General features: G+C 67.6%; 19 protein-coding genes and 1 tRNA gene. 6 read left to right on the top strand and 14 right to left on the bottom strand.

Annotation, left to right across the window (positions count from 1 at the left end):
• The first annotated feature begins 174 nt into the window (after window positions 1-174).
• Window positions 175-1,335, top strand: a complete 1,161-nt coding sequence (gene cfa, locus METUNV1_RS18665; RefSeq protein ID WP_043360330.1) for a cyclopropane fatty acyl phospholipid synthase — start codon at window positions 175-177, stop codon at window positions 1,333-1,335.
• Between the two features lie 21 nt (window positions 1,336-1,356).
• On the opposite strand, the gene METUNV1_RS18660 is transcribed toward cfa, so the two are convergent.
• Together METUNV1_RS18660 and tsaE are read right to left on the bottom strand one after the other, a co-directional pair.
• Window positions 1,357-2,742, bottom strand: coding sequence for an N-acetylmuramoyl-L-alanine amidase (locus tag METUNV1_RS18660; protein ID WP_008064468.1), 1,386 nt, complete (start codon window positions 2,740-2,742; stop codon window positions 1,357-1,359).
• Complete coding sequence (gene tsaE / locus METUNV1_RS18655) at window positions 2,691-3,203, bottom strand: tRNA (adenosine(37)-N6)-threonylcarbamoyltransferase complex ATPase subunit type 1 TsaE (protein ID WP_008064466.1); 513 nt, start codon at window positions 3,201-3,203, stop codon at window positions 2,691-2,693. The genes METUNV1_RS18660 and tsaE overlap by 52 nt, the downstream gene beginning before the upstream one ends.
• A gap of 54 nt (window positions 3,204-3,257) precedes the next feature.
• Here tsaE and queG point away from each other — a divergent pair, with 54 nt between their 5' ends.
• On the top strand, window positions 3,258-4,337 hold the full coding sequence (queG, locus tag METUNV1_RS18650; RefSeq protein WP_008064464.1) for a tRNA epoxyqueuosine(34) reductase QueG: 1,080 nt from the start codon (window positions 3,258-3,260) through the stop codon (window positions 4,335-4,337).
• A complete protein-coding gene (locus METUNV1_RS18645) occupies window positions 4,334-4,534 on the top strand; it encodes a SlyX family protein (protein WP_008064462.1) in 201 nt (66 codons plus the stop codon). The genes queG and METUNV1_RS18645 overlap by 4 nt, the downstream gene beginning before the upstream one ends.
• A gap of 108 nt (window positions 4,535-4,642) precedes the next feature.
• Here the strand turns inward: METUNV1_RS18645 and gluQRS are convergent, their stop codons facing one another.
• The gene (gene gluQRS, locus METUNV1_RS18640) at window positions 4,643-5,524 is read right to left on the bottom strand and encodes a tRNA glutamyl-Q(34) synthetase GluQRS (RefSeq protein ID WP_008064459.1); all 882 of its coding nucleotides are present in this window, start codon (window positions 5,522-5,524) and stop codon (window positions 4,643-4,645) included.
• A gap of 24 nt (window positions 5,525-5,548) precedes the next feature.
• Between gluQRS and trxA the strand changes: the two genes are divergently transcribed.
• Window positions 5,549-5,926, top strand: a complete 378-nt coding sequence (trxA, locus tag METUNV1_RS18635) for a thioredoxin (RefSeq protein WP_008064458.1) — start codon at window positions 5,549-5,551, stop codon at window positions 5,924-5,926.
• Between the two features lie 77 nt (window positions 5,927-6,003).
• Here trxA and ychF read toward each other — a convergent pair whose 3' ends face one another.
• The 8 genes from ychF to METUNV1_RS18595 form a co-directional block, all read right to left on the bottom strand.
• Window positions 6,004-7,095 (bottom strand): redox-regulated ATPase YchF, encoded by a 1,092-nt coding sequence (gene ychF / locus METUNV1_RS18630; RefSeq protein ID WP_008064457.1) that lies wholly within the window; start codon window positions 7,093-7,095, stop codon window positions 6,004-6,006.
• Window positions 7,092-7,748 (bottom strand): aminoacyl-tRNA hydrolase, encoded by a 657-nt coding sequence (gene pth / locus METUNV1_RS18625; protein ID WP_008064456.1) that lies wholly within the window; start codon window positions 7,746-7,748, stop codon window positions 7,092-7,094. Before pth ends, ychF begins: the two co-directional genes overlap by 4 nt.
• A gap of 9 nt (window positions 7,749-7,757) precedes the next feature.
• Window positions 7,758-8,366: a 50S ribosomal protein L25/general stress protein Ctc gene (locus METUNV1_RS18620; RefSeq protein ID WP_008064455.1), complete on the bottom strand. Its 609-nt coding sequence runs from the start codon at window positions 8,364-8,366 to the stop codon at window positions 7,758-7,760.
• Window positions 8,367-8,427: 61 nt separating this feature from the next.
• Complete coding sequence (locus METUNV1_RS18615; protein ID WP_008064453.1) at window positions 8,428-9,378, bottom strand: ribose-phosphate pyrophosphokinase; 951 nt, start codon at window positions 9,376-9,378, stop codon at window positions 8,428-8,430.
• Window positions 9,379-9,610: 232 nt separating this feature from the next.
• Window positions 9,611-9,687 (bottom strand) — tRNA-Gln (locus METUNV1_RS18610).
• 52 nt (window positions 9,688-9,739) lie between these two features.
• A complete protein-coding gene (ispE, locus tag METUNV1_RS18605; RefSeq protein WP_008064447.1) occupies window positions 9,740-10,651 on the bottom strand; it encodes a 4-(cytidine 5'-diphospho)-2-C-methyl-D-erythritol kinase in 912 nt (303 codons plus the stop codon).
• Window positions 10,648-11,226 carry a lipoprotein insertase outer membrane protein LolB gene (gene lolB / locus METUNV1_RS18600; protein ID WP_008064445.1) on the bottom strand — a complete coding sequence of 193 codons (579 nt, stop codon included), beginning with the start codon at window positions 11,224-11,226 and terminating at the stop codon, window positions 10,648-10,650. The genes ispE and lolB overlap by 4 nt, the downstream gene beginning before the upstream one ends.
• Complete coding sequence (locus METUNV1_RS18595; RefSeq protein ID WP_008064443.1) at window positions 11,226-12,956, bottom strand: tetratricopeptide repeat protein; 1,731 nt, start codon at window positions 12,954-12,956, stop codon at window positions 11,226-11,228. Before METUNV1_RS18595 ends, lolB begins: the two co-directional genes overlap by 1 nt.
• A gap of 244 nt (window positions 12,957-13,200) precedes the next feature.
• On the opposite strand from METUNV1_RS18595, the gene mutM reads away from it, so the two are divergent.
• Window positions 13,201-14,013, top strand: a complete 813-nt coding sequence (gene mutM, locus METUNV1_RS18590; protein ID WP_008064442.1) for a bifunctional DNA-formamidopyrimidine glycosylase/DNA-(apurinic or apyrimidinic site) lyase — start codon at window positions 13,201-13,203, stop codon at window positions 14,011-14,013.
• Between the two features lie 46 nt (window positions 14,014-14,059).
• Complete coding sequence (locus METUNV1_RS18585; protein ID WP_008064440.1) at window positions 14,060-16,012, top strand: dynamin family protein; 1,953 nt, start codon at window positions 14,060-14,062, stop codon at window positions 16,010-16,012.
• 22 nt (window positions 16,013-16,034) lie between these two features.
• On the opposite strand, the gene METUNV1_RS18580 is transcribed toward METUNV1_RS18585, so the two are convergent.
• From METUNV1_RS18580 to rsmD, 3 genes are read right to left on the bottom strand one after another with little or no spacing between them, the layout of a single operon-like run.
• Window positions 16,035-16,286, bottom strand: a complete 252-nt coding sequence (locus METUNV1_RS18580) for a YfhL family 4Fe-4S dicluster ferredoxin (RefSeq protein WP_043360328.1) — start codon at window positions 16,284-16,286, stop codon at window positions 16,035-16,037.
• A 1-nt stretch (window position 16,287) separates the two neighbouring features.
• Window positions 16,288-16,788: a pantetheine-phosphate adenylyltransferase gene (gene coaD, locus METUNV1_RS18575; RefSeq protein ID WP_008064435.1), complete on the bottom strand. Its 501-nt coding sequence runs from the start codon at window positions 16,786-16,788 to the stop codon at window positions 16,288-16,290.
• Complete coding sequence (gene rsmD, locus METUNV1_RS18570) at window positions 16,785-17,318, bottom strand: 16S rRNA (guanine(966)-N(2))-methyltransferase RsmD (RefSeq protein WP_008064432.1); 534 nt, start codon at window positions 17,316-17,318, stop codon at window positions 16,785-16,787. The genes coaD and rsmD overlap by 4 nt, the downstream gene beginning before the upstream one ends.
• Window positions 17,319-17,356 lie beyond the last annotated feature (38 nt).

Raw genomic sequence — 17,356 nt, 5'->3', positions numbered from 1 at the left:
CATGACGTGAGTCAAGCACGCCGGAGCGCGCGGATTCAGTAATTTCTTGCAATTCCGGCCCCCGCTCGCCGCAAGCAGCCGTTGCACCCGGGTCGCGGCTGGACTAAGTGTGAAGTTCACGCCGGACAACACTGGCCCTGACCACCACCTTCACGCCCGGGAGGTCTGTCGCGGATGAAAAGAGAAGCCTTTGCCCTTCGGGACGACGCGCCTGCGCCCTCGCCCCGCCTCCGACTGATGACCGGACTGCTGTCCGACGCCGGCATCACGCTGAACGGACACGCCCCATGGGACCTGCAGATGCATCACCCGCGCCTGCCGGAACGCATCTTCGCCCATGGCAGCCTCGGGCTGGGCGAAGCCTACATGGACGGTGACTGGGACGCCGAACGGCTGGACGAACTGTTCGCACGCCTGCTGCGGGCGCGACTGGACACGCGCATCCGGCCGGCCGCGCTGCTGCTGCACGCCTTCAGCGCCCGCCTGCTGAACCGGCAGACACCGCGCCGCGCCTGGCAGGTCGGCGAACGCCATTACGATCTGGGCAACGACTTCTACGCCGCGATGCTGGACCCGCGCATGACCTATACCTGCGGCTACTGGCAGGACGCGGGCGACCTCGCGTCGGCGCAGGAAGCCAAGCTGGAACTGATCTGCCGCAAGCTGGGGCTGCGGCCGGGCATGCATCTGCTGGACATCGGCTGCGGCTGGGGCAGCCTGCTCGGCTACGCCGCCAAGCATCACGGCGTGCGCGGCACCGGCGTGACGGTATCGCGCGAACAGGCGGACTGGGCGCGCCAGCGCTACGCCGGACTGCCGATCGAATTCAGGCTGCAGGACTACCGCGCGCTGGACGACCGCGAGCGCTTCCACCGCGTGGCCAGCGTGGGCATGTTCGAACACGTGGGGCGGCGCAACTTCCGCACGCTGATGGAGGTGATGCGGCGCGCGCTGATGCCGGACGGCCTCGCGCTGCTGCACACGATAGGCAGGAACACCCGGCGCGGGGTGACCGACCCGTGGATAGACCGCTACATCTTCCCGAATGGGGAACTGCCGTCGGCCGGCCAGATCGGCGACGCGGTCGATGAGCTGTTCGTGGTGGAGGACGTGCACAACTTCGGTGCCGACTACGACCGCACGCTGATGGCCTGGCACGGGAACTTCGAAGCGGCGTGGCCGCGTTTCGCCGACCGGCTGGGCGAACGCTTCCGCCGCATGTGGCGCTACTACCTGCTGTCCTGCGCCGGCGCCTTCCGCGCGCGCGACATCCAGCTGTGGCAGTGGGTGCTGTCGCCGCGTGGCGTGGCGGGTGGCTATCGCTGTCCGCGCTGAATCGCGGACCCGACAGACCGCTCAGAGCATGGCCATGCGCGAGCGGTTGAGCGGCGGATTCTTCGCCAGATAGCGGCGGATGCCGCGCAGGATGGCGTCTGCGAGCTTGTCCTGGTAGGCGTCGTCGGTGAGCCGCTTTTCCTCTTCCGGATTGGAAATGAAGGCGGTTTCGACCAGGATGGACGGAATGTCCGGCGCCTTCAGCACCGCGAAGCCGGCCTGTTCCACCTGCGCCTTGTGCAGCGTGTTCACGCCGCCCAGTTCGCCCAGCACCGCGCGCCCGAGCTTCATCGAATCGTTCATCGTGGCGGTCTGCGACAGGTCGAGCAGCGTGCGCGCCAGATAGGGGTCGCGCCCTTCCAGATTCACGCCGCCTATCAGGTCGGCCGAGTTCTCGCGCTGGGCCAGCCAGCGTGCGGCCGAACTGGTGGCGCCGCGGTCGGACAGCACGAACACCGAACTGCCGCGCGCGTCCGGCCGCACGAAGGCATCGGCGTGGATGGACACGAACAGGTCCGCCCTGACCCGGCGGGCCTTGGCCACCCGGGTACCGAGCGGCACGAAATAGTCGTCGTCGCGGGTGAGCACCGCGCGCATGGTCGGATCGGCGGCGATCTTCTTCTGCAGCCGCTGGGCGACCTGCAGCGTCACGTTCTTCTCGTAGCTGCCGCCACGGCCGACCGCACCCGGGTCTTCACCACCGTGGCCCGGGTCGAGCACGATGGTGACCAGGCGGCTCACGTCGTCGTCCGCCGCCTGCTGCGTGCGCCGGCCGCCGTCGCGCGACGCGGTCTGGCGCACCGGCTCCGGCGCCGGTTCAGGTGCCTGCTGCGGATTGCCCTGCGCCGCGGTCTGCGGCGGCGCATCCGGCTGGTCCGGGGCGACGTCGCCCTGATACTGGATGTCGCCCTGCCGTGCCAGCTGCATCAGCGGATCGAGCGGCTGCGCCGGATAGATGTCCATCACCAGCCGGTGGCCGTACTGACCGACCGGCGCCAGCGTAAACACCTGCGGCTTCACCTCGGTCTTCAGTTCCATCACCAGCCGCACCACACCCGGCTTGTTGCGGCCGGCGCGGATGAGCTTGATATAGGGATCGGCGTCGGAAATCTTGCCCGGCAGGCTGCCGAGCACGTTGTTCAGTTCGACGCCTTCGATGTCGATTACCAGGCGTTCCGGGTTCTGCACCGTGAAGTGGGCGAACTTCAGCGCGTCGCGGGATTCCAGCGTGATGCGCGTATATTCCAGCGACGGCCACACCCGCACCGCCATCAGCGAGGTGGCGGCGGCGCGCCCGACCGGACTGACTGACAGCAGCAGCGCGGCGCCGGAAAATCCGAGAAAATCGCGCCGGCTCAGGCTGCGGGCGGACGGCTTGCCACGACGGCGGACAAACGGCTTAAACATGCCCGACCTCCTTCACTGCAGGCGACGAGCTGCGCGCGGCGCGCTTCGCCAACCACGGCGAGCGCCACGCGGAGATCGGGCGACGGCAGGTGAGCGCCGGCCTTGTCCGGCCATTCGACCAGACAGACGCCTGCGTTTTCACCGGTTTGCCCGAAATATTCGTCCAGACCTGCATCGATGAATTCATCCGGATGCGCGAAGCGATAAAAATCAAAGTGATACAACGGGAAGTTTAAGCTAGAAATAGCATACGGTTCAAGCAAAGTGAAGGTCGGACTTTTTACTTTTCCGCTGTGGCCCAGCGCCCGCAGCAGCCCGCGCACCAGCGTGGTCTTGCCGGCGCCCAGATCGCCCTCGAGAAAAACGCACAGGCCGGGCGCCAGCGCGTGTGCCAGCCGCGCGCCCAGTGCCTCGGTGGCGGCGGTGTCTGCGAGGTCGATGACGACGGTCGAATCATTCATGGCGGTGTGCGCGAAATCGGATCGGCCGCCATTATCCGCCCGGGCGGCCATGCGATGAGCGATGCCCTGCCCTGCAGCCCGCTCGAGCTTGCGGACCGCATCCGCGCGTGGGCGCACGAACTCGGCTTCGCCTCGGTCGGCATTTCCGGCATCGATCTCGGCGAGGCCGAAGCGCGTCTGCTGGACTGGCTGGCCGCCGGCCGTCACGGCGACATGGACTACATGGCGCGCCACGGCGTCACCCGCGCCCGCCCGGCGGAACTGGTGCCGGGCACGCTGTCGGTCATCAGCGTGCGCATGCCCTACTGGCCGGACGAAGCGGCCGACGCGCAGGGCGTTCTGGACGACGGTGAACTGGGCTATGTGTCGCGCTACGCGCTGGGCCGCGACTATCACAAGGTGCTGCGCAGCCGGCTGCAGAAGCTGGCGGAACGCATCGAAACCGTGACCGGCCCGTTCGGCCACCGCGCCTTCACCGATTCCGCGCCGGTGCTCGAAGTCGAGATCGCCCGCCGCGCCGCGCTGGGTTGGCGCGGCAAGCACACCCTGCTCATCCACCGCGACGCCGGCTCGATGTTCTTTCTGGGCGAACTGTTCACCACGCTGCCGCTGCCGCCGGACGCGCCGCAGCCGGACCACTGCGGCACCTGCACCCGCTGCATCGACGTCTGCCCGACCGGCGCCATCGTTGCGCCCTATCAGCTCGACGCGCGGCTGTGCGTGTCCTATCTGACGATAGAACTGGACGGCCCGATACCGGAGCCACTGCGCCCGGCCATCGGCAACCGCATCTACGGCTGCGACGACTGCCAGCTGGTGTGTCCGTGGAACCGCCACGCGAAAAAGGCGATGGAGCCGGACTTCGCGGTGCGTAATGGCCTGGACCGCGCCCCGCTGACCGCGCTGTTCGCATGGTCGGAAGACGAATTCAACCGCCGGCTCGAAGGCAGCGCAATACGGCGCATCGGCCACGAACGCTGGCTGCGCAATATCGCGGTGGCGCTCGGCAACGCGCCGGCCGCTCCCGCCATTTCTGCCGCGCTGCAGGCGCGCGCCGACCACCCGTCGCCGGTCGTGCGCGAACACATCGCCTGGGCGCTGGCCCGACAACATTCTCCGGACACCCCGACATGACCGACCGCCTGAACGACCTCGAAGCCCGCATCTCGCTGATGGACGACCTGCTGGACGCGCTGAACCGCACCGTGTTCGACCAGCAGCGCGCAATCGAGGCGCTGCAGCTGCAGCTCAAGCACGTCTATGCGCAGGTGCAGGGCATGCAGCCGGCCGAGCGCGCCGACGCGCAGCAGGACATTCCGCCGCACTACTGAGCCGAGTGGCGCAACCTGTTGCGCGCGGGCACTCACGGGCGAAGCACCGGACTCCTGGGAGCGGCGCCCCGCCGCGATGCAGCGGCTGCCGGCCGCACCCGAGGCAGATCACTCCGCTGCCAGCCGCTGCGGACGCCAGTTCGCCACCGCCCACGCGAGCAGCGCGTCGCGCCCCGCGGTCAGGGCGTCCGCCGGCGGCGGGTGGCGCAGGAAAGCGAGCGCTTCGGCCAGATCGGCCCGCGCGTCGGACGGTTCCAGCGCCGGTGCGCGCGTCTGTTTCGACAGCTTCTCGCCGTGCGCGTCCAGCACCAGCGGCACATGGGCGTAGTCCGGCTGCGGCAGACCCAGCGCCCGCTGCACCAGGATCTGGCGCGGCGTCGAGGTCAGCAGATCGGCGCCGCGCACGACGTGGGTCACGCCCTGATCGGCGTCGTCGACCACCACCGCGAGCTGGTAGGCACAGTAGCCGTCGGCACGCCACAGCACGAAATCGCCGGCGTCCGCCGCGACATCCACCGCGATGCGACCGAGCACGCGGTCGTCGAACGCCACTTCGCCCGCCGGCACCCGCAGCCGCCAGGCACGCGGCGTGACGCCGGGACGGTCGCGGCAGGTGCCCGGATAGCGCCGCGCGCCGTCGGACGCCAGCGGCTGGGATTCGAGATCGCGGCGGGTGCAGGCGCAGCCGTAGGCGGCCCCGCTGGCGATCAGCGTGTCCAGCGCAGCGCGGTAAAGCGCGGTACGCCGGCTCTGCCACACCACCTCGCCATCCCAGTACAGCCCGAGCGCGTCGAGCTGGCGAAGAATGGTGTCGGCTGCCTCGCGGGAGCAGCGCGGCTCGTCCACGTCCTCGATGCGCAGCAGCCAGCGCCCGCCGGCCGCACGCGCGTCCAGCCAGCTGGCCAGCGCGGCCACCAGCGAACCCCTGTGCAGCGGCCCGGTCGGACTGGGCGCGAAACGCCCGACATGCGGCCGGGCATCGGCTACCATGCCGGCTCACTCCCGAGGATCACCATGGCCACCGTAGAACTGACCGAAGACAGCTTCAACAGCACGATAGAGAACAGTCCTTTCGTGATCATCGATTTCTGGGCGCCGTGGTGCGGTCCCTGCCGCAATTTTGCCCCGGTGTTCGAAGCCGCGTCGGAAAAGCACCCGGACATCGTGTTCGCCAAGGTGAATACCGAAGAGGAACAGGGCATCGCCGCCGCCTTCGGCATCCGCTCGATTCCGACGCTGATGGTGTTCCGCGACCAGATCGTGCTGTACGGACAGCCGGGCGCGCTTTCCGCCGGTCAGTTCGACCAGCTGATCGAACAGGCCAAGGCGCTGGACATGGACAAGGTGCGCGCAGAGGTCGCTGCCCAGCAGCAGGACGGCGCGGCCGGCTGAACGCCGCAGTACGCCGACACGGCCCCCAACGAAAAAGCCTCCTTGCGGAGGCTTTTTCGTTGGGGCCTGACGGACGCTCAGACGTTGAACAGGAAGTTCAGCACGTCGCCATCCCTGACCACGTATTCCTTGCCTTCGGCGCGCATCTTGCCGGCCTCCTTCGCACCCTGTTCGCCCTTGTAGGCAATGAAATCCTCGAAGGCGATGGTCTGGGCGCGGATGAAGCCGCGCTCGAAGTCGGTGTGGATGACGCCGGCGGCCTGTGGTGCGGTGTCGCCCTTGTGGATGGTCCAGGCGCGCACTTCCTTCACCCCGGCGGTGAAGTAGGTCTGAAGGCCCAGCAGATCGTAGCCGGCACGGATCAGCCGGTTCAGGCCCGGTTCGTCGAGGCCGAGGTCGGCCAGGAAGGCCTTCTTGTCCTCGTCCTCGAGGTCGGCCAGTTCGGCTTCGATCTTCGCGCACACCGACACCACAGGCGCACCTTCCTTCGCCGCGAACTCGCGCAGGCGGTCGAGGTAGGGATTGTTCTCGAAACCGTCTTCCAGCACGTTGCCGACATACATGGCCGGCTTGATCGTGAGCAGGCACAGCGGCTTGATGATTACCTTGTCGTCGTCCGACAGGCCCAGCGTGCGGGCCGGCTTGCCCTCGTTCAGGTGGGGCAGCAGCTTTTCCAGCACCGCCACCAGCTTCTGCGCATCCTTGTCGCCGGACTTGGCCTTCTTGCCGTCGCGCGCGATGGTGCGCTCGACCGCGGCCAGATCGGCCAGCGCCAGTTCGGTCACGATGGTTTCGATGTCGGCGATCGGATCGACGCGGCCATTCACGTGCACCACGTTCTCGTCGTCGAAACAGCGCACCACATTCACGATGGCGTCGGTTTCACGGATGTTGGCCAGGAACTGGTTGCCCAGGCCTTCGCCCTTGCTGGCCCCGGCGACCAGGCCGGCGATGTCGACGAACTCGACGATGGCCGGCTGAATCTTCTGCGGCTTCACGATTTCCGACAGCTGGGCGAGACGCGGGTCCGGCACCTCGACGATGCCGACATTGGGCTCGATGGTGCAGAACGGATAGTTCTCGGCCGCGATGCCGGCCTTGGTGAGCGCATTGAACAGCGTGGATTTGCCGACGTTGGGCAGGCCGACGATGCCGCACTTGAGGCTCATGACTGTTTTCCCTGGGTAGATGCCTGAGTGGAGGCTTTGGGCGCCTTGCCGGTACCCGGCTTGGCATTGAGCAGCGTGGACACGCGGGTCCAGTCGCCGGCCGCGATCATCGGCCAGGCGTCGAGCGCACGCGCGATGGCGGCGTCGATGTCCTGCTGTTCCTCGATGCGCGGGCGATGCAGCACGTAGTCGGCCACTTCGGTGCCCGGCGCGCGGTCGCGCGGGTGGCCGATGCCGATGCGCAGCCGCCAGTAATCGTGTGTGGACAGATGGGCGCTGATGTCCTTCAGACCGTTGTGGCCGCCGAGGCCGCCACCGAACTTCAGGCGCAGTTCGCCCGGCGCGATGTCCAGCTCATCATGCACCACCAGTATTTCGGCCGGTGCGATGCGGAAGAAGCGCGCCAGCGCCCCGACCGACTGGCCGGAACGGTTCATGAAGGTCTGCGGCAGCAGCACGGTGATGCCGTCGGCGCGCGACGACCCGGTGAAGCCGTTGAAACGCGCTTCACGGTTGAGCGTGATGCCCAGCTTGCGTGCCAGCCCCTCACAAAACCAAAACCCGGCGTTGTGCCGGGTTTCGGAATAGTCCGGGCCGGGATTCCCCAGCCCGACGACGAGCCGGGGCACGGCCTTGGAACCGTTCCCGGACATGGTCGCTGATTACTTCTCTTCGCCGCCTTCGGCCGCGGCTTCGTCCGACTTCGCGCCGCGCGGCAGCGTCAGCGTGGCGACCACCGGATCGGTGCCGTGGGTCAGCGCTTCAACGCCGGCCGGCAGCTTGATCTGCGACACGTGGATCGACTGGCCAACCGACAGGCCGGACAGGTCGACTTCGATGAATTCCGGCAGCTGGCTCGGCAGGCACTGCACGTCGAGTTCGTTCATCACGTGCGACACGATGCCACCCTGGAGCTTCACGCCCGGGGCTGCGTCGGCGTTCACGAAGTGGAACGGCACCTTGGTGTGCAGCTTGTGGGTGGCGTCAACGCGCTGGAAGTCCACGTGCAGCACCTGCAGCTTGTAGGCGTGCATCTGGGTGTCGCGCAGCAGCACGGTTTCCTTCGTGCCTTCGACGTTCAGCGTCAGCACGGATGCGTGGAAGGCTTCCTTGCGCAGGGCGTGGAAGATTTCGTTGTGGTCGAGCGTGATCGGCGTGGCGGGCTTGTCGCCGCCGTAGATGATGGCCGGGACCTGGTCGGCGCGACGCAGGCGGCGGCTCGCTCCGGTGCCCTGCGCATCGCGCTTCTTGACGTTCATTTCGATGGACATGATGACTCCTGGTGGATGAAGGGTCGCCCGCGACCAGGCGACCCGGGGTGTCCCGCTTCAGTTACTCCATGAAGAGGGACGAAACGGATTCCTCGTTGCTGATGCGCAGCAGCGTTTCGGCCAGCAGTTCGGCGATCGACACGACACGGATGCGGTCGCAGGCCTGGGCGGCGGGCGACAGCGGGATAGTGTCGGTGACGACCAGCTGGTCGAGATCGGAACTCTGGATGCGGTTGAGCGCCTCGCCCGACAGCACCGCGTGGGTACAGTAGGCCAGCACGCGCGCCGCGCCGTGTTCCTTCAGCGCCTGAGCGGCCTTGCACAGCGTGCCGGCGGTGTCGACCATGTCGTCCATGATGACGCAGGTACGGCCGGTCACGTCGCCGATGATGTTCATCACTTCCGACACGTTCGCCTTCGGGCGACGCTTGTCGATGATGGCCAGATCGCACTCGAGGCGCTTGGCGAAGGCACGGGCACGCACCACGCCGCCGACGTCCGGCGACACCGCCATCAGATTCGGGTATTCCTGCTTCCAGATGTCACCGAGCAGGATGGGCGTGGCGTAGATGTTGTCGACCGGAATGTCGAAGAAGCCCTGGATCTGGTCAGCGTGCAGATCGACAGTGAGCAGGCGCTGCACGCCGGCGGCCTGGAGCATGTTGGCCACCACCTTGGCGGTGATGGGCACGCGGGCGCTGCGCGGACGACGGTCCTGGCGGGCATAGCCGAAATACGGCATCGCCGCGGTGATCCGGCCAGCCGAGGCACGCTTCAGCGCGTCGACCAGGATCATCAGTTCCATCAGGCTGTCGTTGGTCGGCGCACAGGTCGATTGCAGCACGAACACGTCCTTGCCGCGGACGTTCTCGAGGATTTCGACGTTGACTTCGCCGTCGGAGAAACGGCCGACCTGGGCACGGCCCAGCGACATGTTGAGCCGCTTGGCAACGTCCGCCGCCAGTTTGGGATTGGCGTTGCCGGTAAAGATCATCAGGCTGTCGTAAGCCATGCTGCCTCGCGAAACTCGGTAGTTGCTGAATTCAAACCGGCTTGCGCCGGACCTGCTGTACGGCCGCCCTGCTCCGCCCGGCCAGTCTTTCCCGATCGGCGGATACCGCGACGTCCTGTTCCAGTTCGGAACTTGTTCAGGCAGATGACCGGTCTCGACCCGTCGGCATGCCTGCTGCCCTGAAAACACATCGGGCAGGCCCACACTGGCTGCGAGCCTGCCCGATCATATTTGGCTGAGGAGGAAGGATTCGAACCTTCGAATGCCGGAATCAAAATCCGGTGCCTTGACCAACTTGGCGACTCCCCAAACTCTGCATCGACCCCGTCGCACACCTGCGGTGCGCCGCGGTTTCAAACCTTCATTCTCCTGCAGGGCTGCTGCGGAACAGCGGATGCTCGTCGAGCCCCTGTGCCACGAATCCCTGCCAGCCTGCCGGCCACTGCGCCGCCAGCCTGTGCTGCAACTGCCTTGCCGCCTCGATGTCCGCGTACTGCGCGAACACGCACGCGCCCGAACCGCTCATCCTGACCACCGCTGCGCCGGCCTCGGCCGCCAGCAGCGAAATCGCCTGACTGACTTCCGGGTAGAGCCTCGCGGCTACCGGCTGCAGATCGTTTCGACCGAAAAGGCGATCAATCGAGGGCGATGCAGCAAAGTCCGCTATTTTGCAGGCTTCGGTATCGCGTGTCAAATCCGGATCGGCAAAAATCCGTGGCGTCGGCACCGACACGCCGGGCGCCACCACCAGATAGGCGGCCGGTGGCAGCTGCAGCGGCTGCAGACGCTCCCCGACCCCTTCGGCAAAGGCCGAGCGGCCAAACACGAATACCGGTACATCCGCACCGAGCGTGAGGCCGATCGCCTGCAGCCGCTCGCGCGACAGGCCGAGCTGCCACAGCCGGTTCAGCGCGATCAGCACGGTGGCCGCATCGGAACTGCCACCGCCCAGTCCGCCGCCCATGGGCAGGCGCTTGTCGACCTCGATGTCCACGCCCTGCGTGCAGCCGGTTTCCCGCTGCAGCAGCCGGGCGGCTCTCACCACCAGATCGTCGTCCTCGGGCACGCCCGGTACGTCGTTCAGCCGGTGCACCCGCCCGTCGGCGCGCGGCGTGAAGCGCAGGCGGTCGCCATGATCGAGGAAGCGGAAAGCGGTCTGCAGCAGGTGGTAGCCGTCGGCGCGGCGGCCGACCACGTGCAGGAACAGATTGATCTTGGCCGGTGCCGGCAGCCAGACGCCCCATTCCACCGCCACGGCCTGCAGCGCGCTCATTGCGGTGGAAACCACTCGTCGATGCGCAGCCGGAAGCTGTATTCGCCGTCGCTGGCGTCGATCTGGCGCGGCAGCGCCTCCGGGCCGGCGCCGTCGTATTCGGTGAATTCGACCCGCCAGTTGCGCTCGGACAGCACCGCGATGCGCCCTGCCGCGTCGCGTGCGCGGACGTCCGCACTGCCGGCACGCCCAGTCACCCAGACCGCGGCGCGGGACAGTGGCAGCTCCATGCCGAACACGGCGCGCGACAGCGCGTCCAGCGACGCCGCCTCGGTCACCCGCTGGCGCTCGTCGATCAGCCGCACGCCACGCTCGTCACGCACCAGCTGCGCCAGCACCTTGCCCAGCGGGCCGTTGACCTGCAGTTCGTCATGTCGCGTCGAATGCGTCCAGTCGAGGGCGGCCGAACCGGTCTGATCCGGTCCTTTCACGACGAAGCGCCCGGACAGCGAAAAAGCCGGATCGACCGCGTCGCGGGCGCGCAGCGCGATCGGCGAGGCGGGCTCGTCGGACTGCGGCGGCACGGCTGCACAGCCGGCGAGCGCGAGCACGCCGGCACAGATGAACGCCCGCATCACGGAATGAAACGCTTGATGGTCTGTTCGAGCGCGGCGTTGTCCGGATGCTGGGCCGCGACTGTGCGCCACAGCTTTTCGGCGTCCTCGCGACGGCCGAGCAGCCACTGCACCTCGCCCAGATGGGCGGCGATCTCCGGATCCGGACGGATGGCGAACGCGCGCTCGAGATAGCCCAGCGCGCCATTCAGGTCACCGCGACGGAACAGCACCCAGCCCATGCTGTCGAGGATGAACGGATCTTCCGGCGCCAGTTCCAGCCCCTTGGCGATCAGCGCCTGCGCCTCGTCCAGCCGGGTGTTGCGTTCGGCCAGCGAATAGCCCAGCGCGTTGTAGGCGTGCGCATGATCCGGCTTGATCGCGATCAGCCGCCGCAACCGCTGTTCGGCCACCTCGATCTTCTGCTGCCGCTCGGCGATCATCGCGGTTTCATACAGCAGGTCCGGGCTGTCCGGTTGCGCGGCCAGCGCCTCTTCCAGCACCGTGGTGCCCTCGTCGGCGCGACCGGCGTCGCGCAGCAGCTGGAATTCCATCAGCGCCGAGCGTGCCCGGTCGCCGCCCGGCTGCGCCGCCAGCGCGTGCAGGTGCGCGCGCGCCTCATCCAGCTTGCCGCTGCGGCTGAGCAGCAGCACGTAACGCCCCTGCGCGCCCATGTAATGATCGCCCTGGCCGACCTGGCGATACCAGTCAAGGGCCTCGTCGGTCTGCTTCAGCTCTTCCGCCAGCTGGCCGAGATAAAGGCGGATCAGATTCGGATCAGCCGGCCGCTGCGCGAGCAGCTGCTTGAAATAGCCCTGGGCACCGGCGTAGTCCTGCATCTGCATCGCCAGCACGCCGACCGCGAACAGCACGTCCGGATTGTTCTGCGCGCCGCCGAGCAGCGATTCAAACTGCTTGCGCGCGGCCGGGAAATTGCGCTCGGACACCAGCGCACGGGCGTACTGCATGCGCACGTCGCGCGCCTGCGGATAGCGCTTCAGATAGTCGCCCATCAGCCGCGTGGCCGCCGGCGGATCGGTTTCGGCGGTGGTCTGTGCCTTCAGCAGCAGTCCCAGTTCCCACTCCGGACGCATCGCGTGCGCCTTGGCCGCGTCCTCCTGCGCGCGCTTGGTGTCGCGCGCCTGCAGCGCCGCCTGGGCGCGGGCGAACCACGCTTCCGGGTACTGCAGATAGGGCTCGGTCAGCCGGTCCACGATGCCCAGCACTTCGGTCTTGTCGGTCAGCCGCGCCAGCACGCGGTTCAGCCGCATCAGGCTTTCGCCGATCTGCACGCCTTCCTGCGCCAGCAAGGCGGCCAGCTGCGGCTCCAGTTCCTGCGGCCGGTTGGCATTGACCAGCAGGCCGGACAGCATCTGCCGCGCCTGTATCGATTCCGGATCCAGTTCCAGCCAGAGCTGGGTGGCCTGCAGCGCGACCTCGTTCTGCCGGCTGAAGGCGGCGATTTCCGACGCCCGCTTGGCGATGCGCGGGTCGCGGGTCGATTGGGCCAGATCCAGATAGGCCGCGGCCGACACCCCCAGCTCACCGCGCTGCGCGGCCACCTCGCCCAGCAGCAGCTGGTAGGTGATCTGGCGGGTCAGTTCGACCTCCGGCAGCGGCGCTGTGCGCGGCGCCGGTTCGCTGCGCTCTTCGGCCGGAGCGGCCGCGACCGGCGGCTTTCTGGGGGTCTGGGCGCAAGCGCCCAGCAGCAGCGGAAGCAGGGCTGCGAACAGCAGGGGACGGGATTTCATGGGCATGATCGCCGGGGACCTGTAGGAATGCCGATCAGGATGTGCAGGGGTGAGAGGGTGGCGCTTACGGGCTTTGAGTGGGGCCGCTAGAATTCGTTGCAGTCGCTTGCCGTTCCGCTGCGGCCTGCAATGATGCAGGCGGTCGGCCCGATGTTAGTCCAAATATGTCCTCGCCGACGTGCAGGACCCGCCCACGACCGCCGCGCTGACCCCTTCGTTCTCTCGCCCCGCCCCCCGCCGACCCATGCCTGAACTGCCCGAAGTCGAAGTGACCCGCCGCGGCATCGCTGCGCCACTGACCGGCCTCACCGTGAGCGCGGTCACCGTGCGCGAGCCGCGGCTGCGCTGGCCGGTGCCCGCCGGGCTGAGCACTTCGCTGCCCGGCCAGACCCTGCGCGACATCGAGCGACGCGCCAAATACCTGCTGCTGCGCTTCGACCGCGGCACCCTCATCCTGCATCTGGGCATGTCCGGCAGCCTGCGGGTGCTGGACCCGGCGGTGCCGGCGGAAAAGCACGATCATCTGGACATCGTGTTCGGCGACCGGCTGCTGCGTCTGCGCGACCCGCGGCGCTTCGGCGCGGCGCTCTGGCACGAGGGGCCGGACGACAACCATGCACTGCTGGCCGGTCTGGGTCCGGAACCGCTGGGTGCCGGCTTCACCGCCGCCGGGCTGCAGGCGGCCCTCGCCCGGCGCAGCTGCGCGGTCAAGCTGGCCATCATGGACAGCGCGGTGGTGGTCGGCGTCGGCAACATCTACGCCTCTGAAAGCCTGTTCCGGGCCCGCATCCGGCCGGGTACCGCAGCGCGCCGGCTGACCGGCCCGCAGTGCGCCCGCCTGCGCGACGAGATACGGGCCACTCTGAACGACGCGCTGGCGGCCGGCGGCAGCACGCTGCGCGATTTCCTGCACGCGGACGGCGAACCGGGCTATTTCCAGCAGTCCTATTTCGTCTATGGCCGCAACGGCCAGCCCTGCCGCGTGTGCGGCACGGCGATACGGCTGCGCCGCATGGGCGCCCGCTCGACCTTCTTCTGTCCGGCCTGCCAGCGTTAGCCGGCGGGGCCTGTGCTAGATTGACAGATGGGTGAAGGAGACGGCGATGGGCATGCAGGAGGAATTGTCGGCGTATGGCGCGTGGCGCACGCGGGTCGAACAGACGGTCACCCGTCTGCGCGGCTGGCTGTTCGAAGCCAATCTGAGCGATACGCACAACGACCAGTGCATGGACCAGCTTCTGCAGAAGCTGCGTGACGACCGGCTGGTGGTGGCTTTCGTCGCTGAGTTCTCGCGCGGCAAGTCGGAACTGATCAACGCCATCTTCTTCGGCGACCAGGGCACGCGGGTACTGCCGTCCAGCACCGGACGCACCACCATGTGCCCGACCGAACTGATGTACGACCCGGCGCGCCCGGCCTGCATCGATCTGCTGCCGATCGACACCCGGCGCGGCAATACGCCGGTCGCCGAATACAAGGCGCAGCCCGGCGCATGGACCCGCATCCTCCTCGACACCGCCTCACCCCAGGCGATGCAGCAGGCGCTCACCCGGGTCAGCGAACAGCGCCGGGCCACCATCGCCGATGCCGAAGCGATGGGCTTCCGCATCGACCTGAGCGGCGAAACCGGCCTGCAGCCGGACGCACAGGGCGGCGTGCAGGTACCGGCCTGGCGCCACGCGGTGATCAATCTGCCGCACCCGCTGCTGCGCCAGGGTCTGGTCATTCTCGACACCCCTGGCCTGAACGCGATCGGCGCCGAACCGGAACTGACGCTGTCGCTGCTTCCGGCCGCGCACGCAGTGCTGTTCGTGCTGGGCATGGACACTGGCGTCACCCAGAGCGACCTGGGCGTCTGGAAGACGCACGTGACCGCCGCCGGCGGTTCGCGTCAGGGCCGCATCGCGGTGCTGAACAAGATGGACAGCCTGTGGGACGGACTGCGCAGCGAAGCCCAGATCGAGGCGGAAATACAGCGCCAGATCGAATCCTGTGCGGTCACGCTGGACATCCCGGCGTCGCGCGTCTTCCCGGTCTCAGCGCAGAAAGGACTGCTGGCGCGCATCCAGCATGACGACGCGCTGCTCGCGCGCAGCCGTCTTCCGCAGCTGGAACGCGCGCTGGTCGAGGACCTTCTGCCGGCAAAGCGCGACATTGTCGCGGCGGCGGTCGAACATGACGCCGGTGAGCTGATCAGCCGCATGCGCGAACTGCTGGCGGGCCGCAAGCGCGGACTGGACGAACAGCAGGCGGAGTTTTCCGACCTGCGCGGCAAGAACCGCGGCGTCATCCAGTACATGCTGAAGCGGGTGAAGGCCGAGAAGGAAGAGTTCGAACGCGGTCTGGAGCGTTTCTACGCCACCCGCAACGTGTTCTCGTCGCAGACCAATGCGCTGTTCGCCCACCTCGGCATGGACGCGCTGCGCACGCGCACCAATCACACCCGCGAAGTGATGGAAGCGGCCAATTTCTCGCTGCAGCTGCGCGACGCGATGAATGCCTTCTTCGAGGGCGTGCGCGAAAGCCTGCGTCAGTCCGCCACCAGCGTGGACGAAATCTTCCACATGATGGAGGCGATGTACCAGCGCTTCTCGACCGAGCACGACCTCCGGCTCGGCGTGCCGGTGCCGTTCTCGGTGCAGCGCTACGAAAAGGACATCAATCGGCTGGAAACCGCCTTCCACCAGCAGTTCAACACCTGGCTCAACCTGCTCACCACCGAGAAGCGCCAGCTCACCCAGCGCTTCTTCGAAACCGTGGCGGTACAGGTGCGCAAGCACATGGAAGTGGTGAACCGCGATGTCGAGCACTGGCTGCGCGCCATCATGGCGCCGCTGGAAAACCAGGTAAGGGAACACCAGAGACAGCTGAAGCGCCGGCTGGAAAGCGTGAAGCGCATCCACGAGGCGACCGACACGCTGGAAGAACGGATCGAGGACCTGCGCCAGACCGGCGCGGCGATCGACCAGCAGCTGGAGGAACTGGGGCGCCTGCAGGGCGCGCTGGAGTCGGCGCTGCGGGCGCCGGTGCTGAGGGTGGTATCGGCGGCGGCCTGAGGCCGCTCGCCGCGGCGCTGCATCAGGCCTTGCCGGTCAGCCGGTTGTAGCGCTGCATCAGCGTTTCTTTCGATTCCTTGCGGTTCGGGTCATGCGGAATGCAGTCCACCGGGCACACCTGCTGACACTGCGGCTCGTCGAAATGACCGACGCACTCGGTGCATTTGTCCGGGTCGATCTGATAGATCTCGGGCCCCTGCGAAATCGCGCCGTTCGGGCATTCCGGTTCGCAGACGTCGCAGTTGATGCATTCGTCCGTAATGATCAAAGACACTTCACTTGCCTCCACGCATTGCTTCAACCTTGTCGCCTATCCGCGCCAGCACTGACGGCTGCACGAACTTGCTGACGTCGCCGTCCAGCGAGGCGATTTCCCGGACCATGGTGGCCGAGATGAACATGTACTGATCGGCCGGCGTCAGGAATACCGTTTCGACATCCGGGCGCAGCGCCCGGTTCATGCCGGCCATCTGGAACTCGTATTCGAAGTCCGACACCGCGCGCAGGCCACGCACGATGATGCGCGCATTGCACTCGTTCAGGAAATCCATCAGCAGGCAGGAAAAGCCGCGCACTTCCACGTTCGGATAGGCAGACAGGATGTCCCGCGCCATGTCGACCCGTTCGTCGGTCGTGAAGAAGGGCCGCTTCGACCGGCTTTCGGCCACGCCGACGATGACGCGGTCGAACAGTGCCGAGGCGCGCCGCACGAGGTCTTCGTGGCCGCGCGTGATCGGGTCGAAAGTGCCCGGGTAGACCGCGATGGTGCCGTTCATGATCGTTCCAGCAGCTGGTAATGGACTTGCCCCGCCCGCCCCTCGCGCGTCGCCCGGAAATCACCGAGCTCGGCCACCGGCTGTTCCGCCTCGCAGTAGATCACCGCGTCGTCGGTCAGCAGACCAGACAGATGCGGCCGCACGCGGTCGAGCAGGCCCTTGCCATAGGGCGGGTCGAGAAAGAGTACATCGAAGCGCTGCGGCGGATGGGCGGCGAATTCTAGCGCATCGCCCCGCACCAGCCTGACCTGGGGTGCCGGCAGCAGGTCGACCGCCTCGCGCAGCCGGCCGAAGGCGCGCGGATCACGTTCGACCAGGGTGACCGAGGCGGCGCCGCGCGAGGCCGCCTCGAAACCGAGCACGCCGGTACCGGCGAACAGATCGAGACAGTGCAGGCCGTCCAGATCCTGGCCCAGCCAGTTGAACAGCCGCTCGCGCACCGAATCCGGCGTCGGGCGCAGGCCGGGCACGGCGGCGACCGGAAGGAGACGGCTGCGCCACTGGCCACCGATGATGCGTATGCGGGACATGGCGCGGATTCTACCCGCGCCCTGCAGCCGCGGCGGCG

This window comes from Methyloversatilis universalis FAM5 (assembly GCF_000214035.2).
Lineage (GTDB): Bacteria > Pseudomonadota > Gammaproteobacteria > Burkholderiales > Rhodocyclaceae > Methyloversatilis > Methyloversatilis universalis.
Note: the sequence above shows the minus strand (reverse complement) of the source record. Positions and strands in the feature narration are given on the sequence as shown.